This is a genomic window from uncultured Acetobacterium sp. (assembly GCF_927416815.1).
Taxonomy (GTDB): domain Bacteria; phylum Bacillota; class Clostridia; order Eubacteriales; family Eubacteriaceae; genus Acetobacterium.
The window spans coordinates 1-12693 of sequence record NZ_CAKMJU010000008.1 but is presented as its reverse complement, the minus strand read 5'-3'; the positions used below and the strand labels follow the sequence as shown (position 1 = coordinate 12693).

Here is a 12693-nt window from a genome sequence, read left to right as displayed (position 1 = left end):
TAAGAAAATAAACAATGACTGCACTCGGAGAAGCTCCTGTGAATGGATTTTCGGACGTGGGTTCGACTCCCACCGCCTCCACCAAATAAGAATATAGATTTTGATACAATAAAGGCCGCTTTGTGATGAGGTGGCTTTTGTATTTTTTGTTAGAAATGGCTTTAGAATGGGGTTTGAGAGCTGACAAAAATTTAAAAAAATAAAAAAGTTGGTTGTCTAAATTTAGAGTGCTCGGTCAAATGTAGAAAAGTTTTGGATAAGAGTAGGGGTGTGCAAAAGGGTGCATTTTTAAAAAGGGGTGTGCATTTTGAGATCTCTTACTGGGTGGATTTGCGAAAATTGGTCATGTGTGGATACGCTTCGAAGAGAAGAAATAATGTCCACACAAAAGCATTTTTTCGAAGTAATTTGATGAGATTTGCGACTTTGTAAAATTACAACTAGACTCAGTTCGCTCTTTTCGCTTATGTTTCAACAGATAATATAAAATCTGCCATCGTCATTGCCGAATTTACAAGTAGACGTGCATGGTGTTCATCGATAGCAATCCGGTTTGCACCAACACCGTGTGCATCGCTATCCTTATTCCGCATTTCTGCAATAGCGGAAACAATATTGTTTAACCCAGAAAGAAGTGTGTTAATTCTTTTGTCTGCTCCTGGATCAGTATGCATATTATAAAGTATTCTGACCTGTTTATACAATTTTAAAATATCACCGTTATCTGACGGCATGTCATTTTTCTTTTCGATAACATAGCAAAATGATTCTTCAAGTAGAGTTCTGGATTTTGTGATTGCACTATCAAAATTTCCATGTTCCACGTCCTGCATAGCACGGTCGGATATACTTTTAATGTACTCACGGTCGATCGACTTAATTTTTGGGGCCTGAACTATAGCTTTACTGCCAATTTTTCGAATAACAAATTGGTTGCCAATAACTGTTAATTCATTTCCGCCAAAGTACAATAATCCACTGATTTTTTGAATAATTGTCTCGGTGATATGTTTGTAAGCCTTCTCGATTTCATCAGCACCGTGCCCCGATAGTATTTTTGAAAATTGCTTCTTGGAAAATAAATACGATAATAAATCTGAACAACGGTTTTGTTTAATGCAGAGTTCTAATAAGTTGTCAAGGTATTCCCACCGACTTAAATTCGCACCGCCCCAAGTATAGGACTTTGGTAAACCAAATAGCGTAGAAATGCTACAAAGGACGGGTCCGCTGAGATATGGCATGGCAACAGTTATAATCGTGCCATCATCAAATTCATAGTCACCATATTTTGTGTCACCATCAAGAATTGCAATGATTTCCTTTGTTTTCAACAATCCATATAGATTGATTTCTTTTTGCATGATATTCACCATCTTCAACTTTCTTAAACTCTTTTACTGATCAGTAATTTTCATAATTTGTCAGAAAAATCTGAGATTTTTTCACAAGGTCGTATTTAAAATGTCAAAAGAAATCAAATAAATCTTTGCCTGTTGCTGTTTGTTCTTTTATTAGTTTTCCAAGGTACTTTCGTACATTATTATATTCTTTTTTTAGAGCAAATTCGTCATCGTTCAAAACATTTAGTAATTCAAGATAAGATTCTTTTTGTTCGAGAATACCTTTAATACTAAAATCTAAATAATAGCCCTCAATATCAGGAACGCCAAATTCACGTTTGTATTCCAACTCAATGTCATTAAGATCTGATAGCACCCACGATTCGGGTTCAAATTCATAGAGCCAATTTTCATTGTAATAACCGTATTCATCGGTAATGAATTCTTCATAAAAAGGGAAATCGCTGGTGTCAACAATTTCATGCAAATTTTTACTCTGAACGATAAAATTGTACATAAAAGACGAAGATGTGTTTTCATAAGAATCAGGCACAAAACCAGATTCATAGCTAATAACCGGATACATGTTCTCCAAGAATGTCCAATATCCATTACCATTATCACATTCATTAAAAAGATTCGTAAGAAATGGAATGAAGATATATTCTTCAACTTTTTCAGGGATCATATCATATAGCATATAAAAAGTTTTGTCTCCATAAGTTCCGAAAGTTCCGATGTGTTTACTATCAAAAAAGGCTCCAATATGTTGCAAGTTTTTATCTTTCTGTTTAGAAAAAAACAATGCACAAAAATATTCTTGGAATGATCTGTGAGTAAAATGATATTTTCCACTTTCGTAATACATGAGACACATATTTGAAACCAGATCGTGAATAAAGTCAGTTACATCGAATTGAATCACATCTTTTTTGCGTTCTGCAAGGGCTTCAAAATACTTTGTAAATTCAATATCGGTAAGTTCAAATTTTTCATCGCGGTATGTTCTTGCACAAAATTCTGCAAAATTATCAGAAAATCTATCAGAAGTTAACCCTGTTTTTAAGGCTCTTTTGAAAGCGCCCTTGCTAGCATCGTGTTTTTGTGATAAAGCAAGATAAGCTTCATGATAAAATACATGCATTTTTGATGGAACTTCTGCAAACAATTCATATGTTAAAAGCATAATGGTCAAGAGGAGTGGGTTTTGAGTAAATTCACGGTGACTCCAGTATAATGAGTTATTCAACTCATTTCTGAAATTTGTTTTAATCGCTGGTTCATCAGATCTGAAATCCAATTTATCTATTAATTCTAAGGCTTGGACTTTTGAAAATGCCTCAAGGTGCAGCACTGTAAAGCGGTTAAATGAAACAAAATTTCCAAAAGGTCGCGAGGATATCACAAACATATTTTTTGAATACTTGTCTGAAAAAGTGCTAAAATTACGTTCGAAATGCTCTCTTAATGAAGAATTTATTTCATCCAAACCATCAAATAACAGAATAAGGTCTCCGTTACAGAGAAGCTCTTCAAACTTTGAAATATCAATCTCACCATCAAGTGAATTGAATAGCGCATAAATATATTCAACAAAGTTTTCAATGTTTTCACTGAAATCTTTCAGGGAAATGAAAATTGGAATACGATTGATTTTTTCGTAATTTTTTATAGCATCCAACAGCAAGTGTCTCATCATCATAGATTTGCCCAGACCACCGGTTCCCGAAAGGATGATGAAATTAGAATAATCAATAAGATCATTAATAGTGGTATTAAAAATATATTTTTGCAGATAGGTATTTTGTGAAGAATTGATTTTTTGATAAACGTTATTACAAACATAAAAATCATAGAACTTTCTAGGCTGATCACTATATAAGAGAGTTTTTATGCAACTATATTTATCATATGTGTTCTGCAAATAAATTGAAAAATCTTCAGTCGGTTTCAGTATTTCAGCAGACATAGTATTCCCTTTTAATTTATACTTCAAGTGTTGATTTAAACCAGTAGAGGGTATTTCAAACAGTTTTCTTTCATTCGAATGATCAAGAATTTGAAGTCTAATTGTTCTATTAGACTTGTTACCTATGTCGCTTATAAATTTTCGAGGTGCTCTTTTAGTATTTCCTGCTTCATGCCAACTGTTAAATGTATCTCGACCAACATTGTTATCAGGCCGTTTAGTAACAATAAAATGCCATAAACCAAGAAGAAAAGATTGAAATTTGATATCTGTCATTTTGAGCATTGCTTTTTTGTTGATAGGCACCACATTATCTTCAATATAAAACAAATCATCATCACTAATACTATTATCAGATTCGATCAATTCAAGTAATGCAACCACTAGCCAATTGCCCCTGTGATTGACATCTATAAAAAAATTTGTAAATTTGGACATTGAAATCAAAGATTGAGCATAGTGATTTTTTATTTGAACGTCAAATGCTGATTGAATGTCTAATTTTTTAAATGGCAAGTAGGCACCAGATGCAATACGGCATGTTTTATAGCTTGATGTAATCGTTTTAAATGAATCTTTAGTGGCTTCTTTATATTCTGGATATGCAACACGTATTAGTTGGGTCAGCATTTCAGGCTCAGAGAGACCATCAGTATCTCCACCGATTTTTTTGCGTTGACTAGTGCGTTGTTTTTTTGCTTGTTGTAAAAGCACGAAAAAGGTACCACCACAAAGGCGCTGATTTTCGTATTTTGTCATTGAATAACCCTCATTTCACAAATTATTAACCATATTAAATTTATTAACTTCATTAACTGTTGAAACTTACTTAATTAACTATAAATTAATCCTTAGAGAAGAAAAATCTCTGAGGATTTTTTATTTTATCAAATGAAAAAGTGTAAATTAACACATTTTTGAAACTATTATATCACAAAAAAGTAAAAAAATTCAAAACTGCAGAAATTTACACTCGAAAAAATAATAAATAGTTTGACAAGTTAAATTTTGTCATGAACGAAAAAATCCAGAGAATGAATCTTCTCATAAAAATTTATCTCAAAGCCTGAGATGCGCATTAAGGCGGCGGGATACATCAAGAGTCTTGAACACAGCTTAGCTGTGGACAAGTTACTGATGTACCCACCGTGCTTTACTATGCCATTTTTAGGTATCGGAGTCGGTGCGTACCAGTGCATCGGCTCTTTTTGTATCCTTGTCGCCCAAACCATCCAGGGGAAAGACGAGGAAACTTTAATGAGAAAGTTTAAAACCCCAGAGAAGAATCGGCTCAGCTACACTTATTATCCAGCCAGAGGGATGAAAATTGAAATAATTCCCGGCGAAGATGGAGTAAGCAATGTCCTAATTAATACGCTCCACGAATGGGATGATAACGAGGTTGATGCTAGTCGTAGAGAAGATTACCATACTCCGGTTCATCTCGAATCTTACCAGGATGCGAGTAATGAAGACGCCACCGACCGTAATCCCTATCTGATTGACCCGGAACCCAACCCGATGGAGAGCCTCATTCAGTCAATCGACGCAAATGAGTATGAAGATCGGTTGGCAAAATTAAGATCAGCGATTGATACCCTGCAGCCGCAGCAAAAAGCTTTAATTCGAAAAGTGTTTTATGAAGGCCGCACCTACGTTGATATTGCAGCCGAGGAAGGAGTCAGTGAAGCGGCGATTCGAAATAGACTCAAAAAGATATTTAACAATCTCCGAAAAAAAATCTAAAAATAGGGGGTTCGAATCCCCCTTAGTTTTCGCATATGGACAGAGGAATGATTAACATTCCCGGAAAGGAGCGACAAAATAATGAGTTTGAAACACAAGGTGTCAATAAGTATTGCACAACAAGACGGTAGAGAATCTTCCGTTATTAAAAGTGGGTCAGTACAGGTTCGGAACAAATTGCTGAAATTTTTGTTTGGTGAAAAAGTAAATGTGCTGGTACTCACTCCCGGAGATTCGGTTGAAACGGTGGAAATCCATCAGATTGGAGGAGGTAAAGGCCATGAGTCGAAAAAAACGACTGCTTGACGTTATTTCCGATGTCCGATCCCTGGCAGATAGTCTGCAGGCGGTTGTTGATGCGATGCTGGAAAATGAGCCAGTTGAAGTGGCAAATCAAGCTGTTTCTGCGGAAGAACCGATCGTTGAAAATCTTGAAGCACTGGCAGAAATCAAACTGGAAGATGTGAGAGCGGTACTTGCTGATAAATCCCGCATGGGCCATACCGCAGCGGTAAGAGAGCTACTGACAAAGTACGGGGCATCCAAGCTGTCGGAGATCGATCCGCAAAAATACCCAGCGCTGCTAAAAGATGCGGAGATGATCTGATGAAAAAGCAGCAAGTGATTAATGGCCAAGGTACAAACCCTACAGATCGGAGCCATGCCTTATTATCAGCTTCATCAAGCCATCGCTGGATCCGATGCCCGCCATCGGCCAGACTCTGTGAAAATTTCGAAGATAAGGGCAGTGACTACGCAAAACAGGGAAGTGAAGCCCATAGCCTTTGCCAGTTTAAACTGGAATCGATGCTTGGCATGAAAACAACGGATCCAACGGCAGATCTTTCTTTTTACGATGAGGAAATGGAAAACTGTGCCGAAAATTATGCCCTCTATGTAATGGAGCAGGTGGCTAAGGCCAAAGAAACCTGCTCCGATCCGGTGGTATTAATTGAACACCGACTGGATTTTAGCAGGTGGGTCGAGTCAGGCTTCGGCACTGGCGACTGTGTCATTATCGCCGACGGTACATTATCCGTAATTGACTATAAGCACGGAAAAGGAATCCTGGTGGAAGCCGAGAACAACCCACAAATGCTCTGTTATTCACTTGGGGCAGTCGAGTTATTTGATGGTATTTTTGATTTTGACACCATCAACACTATAATTTACCAGCCGAGACGGGAAAACATCAGCACCTATATGTTGTCGAAAGCTGAACTGCTGCAGTGGGCCGACGATGTTCTTGCTCCAGCCGCCCGACTGGCCTATAAAGGCGACGGTGAATTTGAATCTGGAGAACACTGCTATTTCTGTAAGGCAAAAGCGACCTGCAGAAAACGTGCCGAACACAACCTGGAACTGGCCCGTTATGATTTTGCGATGCCGGCCACACTGGAGGATGAAGAAATTGAAGCGATTCTTCTCAAAGTAGATGATCTGGTGTCCTGGGCATCGGACATCAAGGCATTTGCCCTACAAGCCGCAATTTCTGGTAAAGAGTGGGCGGGATGGAAACTGGTCGAAGGCCGAGCCAACCGCAAGTATATCGATGAAACGGCAGTTGCGGATGCTGCTGTTGCAGCCGGGTTTAATCCCTATGAGCAGAAACTGCTGGGTATAACCGCAATGACATCTGCACTTGGCAAGAAACAATTTGAAGAAGTTCTCGGTCAGCTCATCTGCCGACCCCAGGGCAAACCAACACTCGTGCCGGAGAGCGACAAGCGATCGGCAATGAACACAGCCAAAAATGATTTTATAGAAGAATAGGAGAACAATATTATGTCAAATGTAAAAAATGTAAATCCCATGAAGGTAATTACCGGATCCGACACCCGTTGGAGTTATGCGAACGTATGGGAGCCAAAGAGCATCAATGGCGGCACACCGAAGTACAGTGTCAGCCTCATCATTCCGAAGTCAGACACAAAAACCGTGACAAAAATCAAGGCCGCAATTGAAGCAGCTTACAAGGAAGGCGAATCTAAATTGAAGGGAACGGGGAGAAGCGTTCCGGCATTATCAGTTTTAAAGACGCCACTTCGAGATGGCGATACTGAAAGACCCGATGATCCCGCCTATGAAAACTGCTATTTCCTGAATGCCAACAGTACCACTGCTCCCGGCATCGTGGATGTCAATCGCCAGGAAATCATCGACCGATCTGAAGTCTATAGTGGCGTCTATGGCCGGGCAAGTATTAACTTTTATGCATTCAATACCAACGGCAATAAAGGGATTGCCTGCAACTTAAACAACCTGCAAAAGATCAAAGATGGAGAAAATCTTGGCGGAAAAGCACGAGCTGAGGATGATTTCGCAACCGAAGACGATGATGACTTCCTGGCTTAAAACGGACAAATAATCAGTATGGTGAGAATTGGTCAACAGAGAAAAATTTAGAAAGCAGGTAAAACAATGGTTAATCAGATTTTAACAGTTCTATTCATAGGACTCGCCGTTATTTATATGAGCGGTAGTGCGTATATGTTTATAACCTTTATTCGTGACGATATCCGTTCCGAACGAAAAAAGAAGAAAGACGAGCAGAAACAGTAGTAAAAAACATCACCGGGCGGCAATGGGATTAATCCCTGCCGCTCTTGTTTATATAAGGACGGAGATTTGGAAATGAAAAATTTAACTATTGATATTGAGTCGTTCTCTGATGTGGATTTGTCAAAGGCTGGTGTATACAAATATTCAGAATCGCAAAATTTTGACATTCTGCTTTTCGGCTATGCGGTGGATAGCGGCGAGACACAGGTAGTCGATCTGGCCAATGGTGAAGAAATACCCTCAGAAGTGATTGCAGCTCTGGTGGATGATGCCGTGATCAAATGGGCTTTCAATAGTCAGTTCGAGCGGGTCTGCCTGTCGGTGTGGCTCAGACGTAATTATCCACAGTATTTTTGCAGTTACAGTATTACAGCCGATACAGTCAGGGGTTATCTTGATCCATCAGCATGGCGATGTTCGATGGTCTGGTCCGCCTACATGGGGTTGCCACTGTCGCTTGAAGGGGTTGGTGTGGTGCTGGGCCTGGAAGATCAGAAGCTGAAGGAAGGAAAAGATCTGATCCGGTATTTCTGTATACCATGTAAAAGTACCAAAGCCAACGGTGGCCGTGCTCGAAATATGCCGGAGCATGACAGTGAAAAATGGGAACGGTTAAAAAAATATAATCGACGGGACGTTGAGGTGGAGATGGCTATTCAGAAAAAACTGACTAAGACCCCTGTGCCTGATTTTGTTTGGGATGAGTATCATCTTGACCAGGAAATCAATGACCGGGGTATTGCCCTTGATATGACATTTGCCGAACAGGCGATTGCCATTGATCAGCTTTCTCGAGAAAAGCTGACAATACAGATGCAGGCACTCACCAATCTGGATAACCCTAATTCAGTCCAACAAATGAAAAATTGGTTGGCGGATAAGGGACTGGAAACCGATACACTTGGGAAAAAAGCGGTCACTGAGATGCTAAAAACGGCTCCGGATCAGTTGGCAGAAGTGCTTTCGCTGCGTCAGCAATTGGCTAAATCCTCGGTGAAAAAGTATCAGGCCATGCACCATGCGGTTTGTGAGGATGGCCGGGTTCGAGGAACCTTTCAATTCTACGGCGCTAACCGTACTGGACGATGGGCGGGCCGCCTGATCCAGCTGCAGAATCTTCCCCAAAATCACATCCCCGATTTGGAACAAGCTCGAGCCCTGGTTCGAAGCGGAAATGAGGATGCGCTTTCAATGCTTTATAATTCAGTGCCGGAAGTACTATCAGAACTGATTCGGACCGCATTTGTCCCACGAGATGGCATGAAGTTTATTGTTGCTGATTTCTCAGCGATTGAAGCAAGAGTTTTATCCTGGTTGGCGGGTGAAAGCTGGAGAATGGATGTTTTTGCAGATAACGGGGACATCTATTGTGCAACTGCAGGTAAAATGTTTCACTGCAATGTGGTCAAACATGGCGAAAATAGTGATCTCCGGCAGAAAGGGAAGATAGCAGAATTGGGACTTGGTTTCGGCGGATCAGTAGGCGCTCTAAAGGCCATGGGAGCGTTGGAATCTGGGATGCAGGAAAATGAGCTGAAACCTCTGGTGGATGCCTGGCGTCAGGCCAATCCCAACATCGTCCGTTTCTGGTGGGCGGTGGATCGAGCGGTTAAAGAATGTATCAAACAAAAAATACCAACAGAAACCCACGGTATTTACTTTTCTTATCAGAGTGGATTTTTGTTTATCACCCTTCCTTCCGGCAGAAAACTGGCTTATGTAAAACCCCGGATTGGGGAGAACCGTTTTGGCGGGGAATCGGTGACCTATGAAGGGGTGGGTGGTACAAAGAAGTGGGAGCGCATCGAGAGTTATGGGCCAAAGTTTGTTGAGAATATCGTCCAGGCAATCAGCCGGGATATTTTGGCTGAAGCCATGTCAAGACTCAGGTGTTGTTTGATTGTGGCCCATGTTCACGATGAAATTATTATTGAGGCGGATATGCGCATGTCTCTTTCAGCCATTTGTGAGCAAATGTCAAAAACACCGCCTTGGGCTAAGGAACTGCTGCTTCATACCGAGGGTTATGAATGCAGCTTTTATCAAAAATCATGAATTATTTTCGAATACTGGGGGTTCGATTCATTCGAATTCTTCGCTTATAGGCAGAGGTGATTAAACCTCTGTCTATTTTATTTTCAGGAGGTAATTCGGATGAACGAATTAGTCAGAATCAGTTATGACAGTGAGCGGCCCACTGTAAGCGGCCGGGATTTGCACGAGACTCTACAGGTGAAAACACCCTACGATAAGTGGTTCCCAAGAATGTGTCATTATGGTTTTGTCGAGGGTTTAGACTTTTCGACATTTTTGTCGGAAAGTAATGGTGGAAGACCTGCAGTTGAACACCATCTGACGATGGATATGGCCAAAGAGATCTGCATGATTCAGCGCAGTGAAATTGGCAGGAAATGTCGCCAGTATTTCCTGGAACTGGAAAAAGCCTGGAACAGTCCGGAAGCAATTATGGCTCGGGCACTGCAGTTTGCCGATTCCCAGATGGCGCTGATGCGATCTAAAAATACAGAGTTGGCGGATACGGTAGCCATCCAGAATCAGCAGATTATCGAGATGAAGCCGAAAGTCAGTTACTACGATGTGGTGTTAAACTGCAAAGATCTTATCACAATATCAGTCATTGCCAAAGACTTTGGTAAATCTGCCAGATGGATGAACCGCTATCTTCACGACAAAAAAATTCAGTTTAAACAGGGCGAGATCTGGTTGTTGTATCAGAAATATGCTGAAAAAGGCTACACCAGCACTAAAACTCACAATTACGCCGGGTCGGACGGGGAACAGCATATCAAACCCCACACCTATTGGACTCAAAAGGGGAGATTATTCATTTATGATCTGTTAAAAGCAGACGGTATCATCCCACTGATTGAACAGGAAATGGAGGAAGCTTATGAATAACGAATCAGTTAACCAGACTGAAACGAAAAGTGTGACTGACCTAAGTGAACTGCTTGAGTGGTTGTTGCCACTAAAGCTGATGCAATCGGAAGAGACTGAAGCGACGATGATCAGAGGCTTTGTCGATGATAATGGCCAGCTGTGGCTTGAAACCGATGAGTTGGGCATTTTCACAGTGGAGTTTTTTATGGCCCTTGTGATGGCAGAAAATTTAGGAGGTGGTTGCGATGAGCATCAGTAAGAAAAACGGCGAGGGCTATTATGATCCGACTGCCTATGACGCACTGACCAGCGTAATGAAATCAGAAAAGGCTATGAAGAAAGTCGACTACAAACCGCTGGTTTATGTTTGTTCGCCGTACTCTGGCGATGTGGATCAAAATGTCAAGAACGCTCGACAATTTTGCCGATTTGCCCTGGAGCGAAACTGCATTCCTCTGGCGCCCCATCTGTTGTTCCCGCAGTTTATGGATGATGCTAATCCAGCTGAGCGGGAGATGGCGATGTTCATGAATTATGTACTGCTGGGCAAGTGTGACGAATTGTGGGTGTTTGGGAGTCAGGTAACAAGGGGAATGGAACAGGAGATTGCGGTGGCTACAAAACGCAACCAGAAAATCAGATGGTTTGGGCGGAAAGCGAAGGGAGGACAGCAGAATGCGTGAGTTGCCAATCGCATACGGCAACAGCTGCTATGCGAAGAAATGGTCAAACAAGAAAATTAACTTTGATGATTTATGCCAAAGACTTGAGCACACCGTTCGCACCCCGGAAACGGTTGAAGAATACCCGAAGCTCCCCAAGACTGAACGCGATCGGACCAAAGACAAGGGCGGTTTTGTCGGCGGTAGCCTTAAAAACGGCAGCCGCAAGCGGGATTCGGTAGCCTGTCGGTCGATGCTGACCCATGATGCCGACCATGCGGATAAAGACTTTATTGAGCGATTTGAGATGTTGTGCAAATATACCGCCTGTCTTTATACCACCCATGGTCATACCCCGGAAGCACCAAGAATCCGGATTATTATTCCCATGACCCGGGATGTGATGCCGGATGAATACACGGCCATTACCAGATATTTTGCCGAAGAGTGGAACATGGACTGTTTTGACGAATGTTCATATCGTCCCCATCAGCTGATGTATTGGCCCACCACCCCTTCAAACGGGGAGTACATTTTTAAACGTATTGACGGGGAGTGGCTTGATCCGGACAAATTTCTCAGCATCCACCCCAACTGGCGTGACTGTTCGCTACTGCCAACCTCTTCACGGGAAAGCAGGGCCTCCGATCACAAGCAGCGTCGCCAGCAGGATCCACTTGAAAAAGCCGGTATAGTCGGAGCCTTCTGCCGGGCTTATAGCATCCAAGAAGCCATTGAGACATTCCTTGGTGATGTCTATGAAGTATCTGTGGTGCCGGGACGGTATGATTATATCCCGGCTGATAGCAGCGCCGGGGTGGTGGTGTACGATGATAAATTTGCTTATTCCCATCACAGCACCGATCCAGCTTGCGAAAAAGAACTGAATGCCTTTGATCTGGTGCGTGTTCATAAATTCAGTGGTGTGGATGAAAAGAAGTCCTTCAGTTTAATGGCTGAGTTTGCAGTGGTTGATGACGCAGTGAAATCGGAACTTTCAAAAGCACGGGAAGCGTTGCTGGAGGAAGATTTTGCCGACACGGATGACTGGACAACCCGATTAAAATACCAACCCAAAAGCAGTGTGCTGGATAATAGCGTCTGGAATGAAGTGCTGATTCTCAATAATGACCCTGATTTTTCGAATTTTGCATTTAATGAAATGGCCAACCGGATCCAGATTACCGGAGCTGTTCCATGGGATCGACCAAGCGGCAATCCATTCTGGAGGGATGCCGATACAGCACAGCTAAAAGCTTTAATCGACGTCCGCTATGTTTCGTTTTCAAGTAGAAACCACGATGTCAGTTTTGTGAAGGTTGCCGATGACCGGCATTTTCACCCTATCCGCGACTACCTTGATAAACTCCCGGAATGGGATGGAACTAAACGATTGGAGAATCAGCACTTCATTCCAGACGCTATTATCCAGCACACTGCTTTTGGGTTGGTATTTTAATCGGGTTGTCCAGTCATCCGTGTCGGCAAAATCTTCCTCCAGCAACGCTTC

The 12693-nt window shown here is 41.8% G+C and carries 12 protein-coding genes and 1 other RNA gene; 11 read left to right on the top strand and 2 right to left on the bottom strand.

Features of this window, described 5'->3' with window-relative positions:
* Positions 1–84: a transfer-messenger RNA gene (ssrA, locus tag QZ998_RS01715) on the top strand; the annotation flags it as partial.
* A gap of 380 nt (positions 85–464) precedes the next feature.
* Here the strand turns inward: ssrA and QZ998_RS01710 are convergent.
* On the bottom strand, positions 465–1364 hold the full coding sequence (locus QZ998_RS01710) for an abortive infection family protein (protein ID WP_296557508.1): 900 nt from the start codon (positions 1362–1364) through the stop codon (positions 465–467).
* 103 nt (positions 1365–1467) lie between these two features.
* Positions 1468–4071: an NACHT domain-containing protein gene (locus tag QZ998_RS01705; protein ID WP_296557507.1), complete on the bottom strand. Its 2604-nt coding sequence runs from the start codon at positions 4069–4071 to the stop codon at positions 1468–1470.
* Positions 4072–4569: 498 nt separating this feature from the next.
* Between QZ998_RS01705 and QZ998_RS01700 the strand changes: the two genes are divergently transcribed.
* The 10 genes from QZ998_RS01700 (at position 4570) to QZ998_RS01655 (ending at position 12642) form a co-directional block, all read left to right on the top strand.
* Positions 4570–5058: a sigma-70 family RNA polymerase sigma factor gene (locus QZ998_RS01700; protein WP_296557505.1), complete on the top strand. Its 489-nt coding sequence runs from the start codon at positions 4570–4572 to the stop codon at positions 5056–5058.
* A gap of 81 nt (positions 5059–5139) precedes the next feature.
* Positions 5140–5364 carry a hypothetical protein gene (locus QZ998_RS01695; RefSeq protein WP_296557504.1) on the top strand — a complete coding sequence of 75 codons (225 nt, stop codon included), beginning with the start codon at positions 5140–5142 and terminating at the stop codon, positions 5362–5364.
* Complete coding sequence (locus QZ998_RS01690) at positions 5339–5665, top strand: rRNA biogenesis protein rrp5 (protein ID WP_296557503.1); 327 nt, start codon at positions 5339–5341, stop codon at positions 5663–5665. Before QZ998_RS01695 ends, QZ998_RS01690 begins: the two co-directional genes overlap by 26 nt.
* Entirely contained in the window at positions 5665–6831 is a 1167-nt protein-coding gene (locus QZ998_RS01685) for a DUF2800 domain-containing protein (RefSeq protein WP_296557502.1), read from the top strand. The genes QZ998_RS01690 and QZ998_RS01685 overlap by 1 nt, the downstream gene beginning before the upstream one ends.
* A gap of 12 nt (positions 6832–6843) precedes the next feature.
* The gene (locus QZ998_RS01680; RefSeq protein WP_366512372.1) at positions 6844–7413 is read left to right on the top strand and encodes a DUF2815 family protein; all 570 of its coding nucleotides are present in this window, start codon (positions 6844–6846) and stop codon (positions 7411–7413) included.
* Between the two features lie 279 nt (positions 7414–7692).
* Entirely contained in the window at positions 7693–9675 is a 1983-nt protein-coding gene (locus QZ998_RS01675; RefSeq protein ID WP_296557501.1) for a DNA polymerase, read from the top strand.
* Between the two features lie 99 nt (positions 9676–9774).
* Positions 9775–10539, top strand: coding sequence for a phage antirepressor KilAC domain-containing protein (locus QZ998_RS01670; protein ID WP_296557500.1), 765 nt, complete (start codon positions 9775–9777; stop codon positions 10537–10539).
* Entirely contained in the window at positions 10532–10780 is a 249-nt protein-coding gene (locus QZ998_RS01665) for a hypothetical protein (RefSeq protein ID WP_296557499.1), read from the top strand. Before QZ998_RS01670 ends, QZ998_RS01665 begins: the two co-directional genes overlap by 8 nt.
* Positions 10767–11204: a DUF4406 domain-containing protein gene (locus tag QZ998_RS01660; RefSeq protein WP_296557497.1), complete on the top strand. Its 438-nt coding sequence runs from the start codon at positions 10767–10769 to the stop codon at positions 11202–11204. Before QZ998_RS01665 ends, QZ998_RS01660 begins: the two co-directional genes overlap by 14 nt.
* Entirely contained in the window at positions 11197–12642 is a 1446-nt protein-coding gene (locus QZ998_RS01655) for a hypothetical protein (protein ID WP_296557495.1), read from the top strand. The genes QZ998_RS01660 and QZ998_RS01655 overlap by 8 nt, the downstream gene beginning before the upstream one ends.
* The last annotated feature ends 51 nt before the right edge of the window (positions 12643–12693 follow it).

What these genes read in the sequence shown, in the direction of transcription:
- QZ998_RS01660 (WP_296557497.1), top strand. Translation starts at nt 10,767, where the DNA reads ATGAGCATCAGTAAGAAAAACGGCGAGGGCTATTATGATCCGACTGCC.
- QZ998_RS01690 (WP_296557503.1), top strand. Translation starts at nt 5,339, where the DNA reads ATGAGTCGAAAAAAACGACTGCTTGACGTTATTTCCGATGTCCGATCC.
- QZ998_RS01665 (WP_296557499.1), top strand. Translation starts at nt 10,532, where the DNA reads ATGAATAACGAATCAGTTAACCAGACTGAAACGAAAAGTGTGACTGAC.
- QZ998_RS01695 (WP_296557504.1), top strand. Translation starts at nt 5,140, where the DNA reads ATGAGTTTGAAACACAAGGTGTCAATAAGTATTGCACAACAAGACGGT.
- QZ998_RS01655 (WP_296557495.1), top strand. Translation starts at nt 11,197, where the DNA reads ATGCGTGAGTTGCCAATCGCATACGGCAACAGCTGCTATGCGAAGAAA.
- QZ998_RS01685 (WP_296557502.1), top strand. Translation starts at nt 5,665, where the DNA reads ATGAAAAAGCAGCAAGTGATTAATGGCCAAGGTACAAACCCTACAGAT.
- QZ998_RS01705 (WP_296557507.1), bottom strand. Translation starts at nt 4,071, where the DNA reads ATGACAAAATACGAAAATCAGCGCCTTTGTGGTGGTACCTTTTTCGTG.
- QZ998_RS01675 (WP_296557501.1), top strand. Translation starts at nt 7,693, where the DNA reads ATGAAAAATTTAACTATTGATATTGAGTCGTTCTCTGATGTGGATTTG.
- QZ998_RS01670 (WP_296557500.1), top strand. Translation starts at nt 9,775, where the DNA reads ATGAACGAATTAGTCAGAATCAGTTATGACAGTGAGCGGCCCACTGTA.
- QZ998_RS01680 (WP_366512372.1), top strand. Translation starts at nt 6,844, where the DNA reads ATGTCAAATGTAAAAAATGTAAATCCCATGAAGGTAATTACCGGATCC.
- QZ998_RS01710 (WP_296557508.1), bottom strand. Translation starts at nt 1,364, where the DNA reads ATGCAAAAAGAAATCAATCTATATGGATTGTTGAAAACAAAGGAAATC.
- QZ998_RS01700 (WP_296557505.1), top strand. Translation starts at nt 4,570, where the DNA reads ATGAGAAAGTTTAAAACCCCAGAGAAGAATCGGCTCAGCTACACTTAT.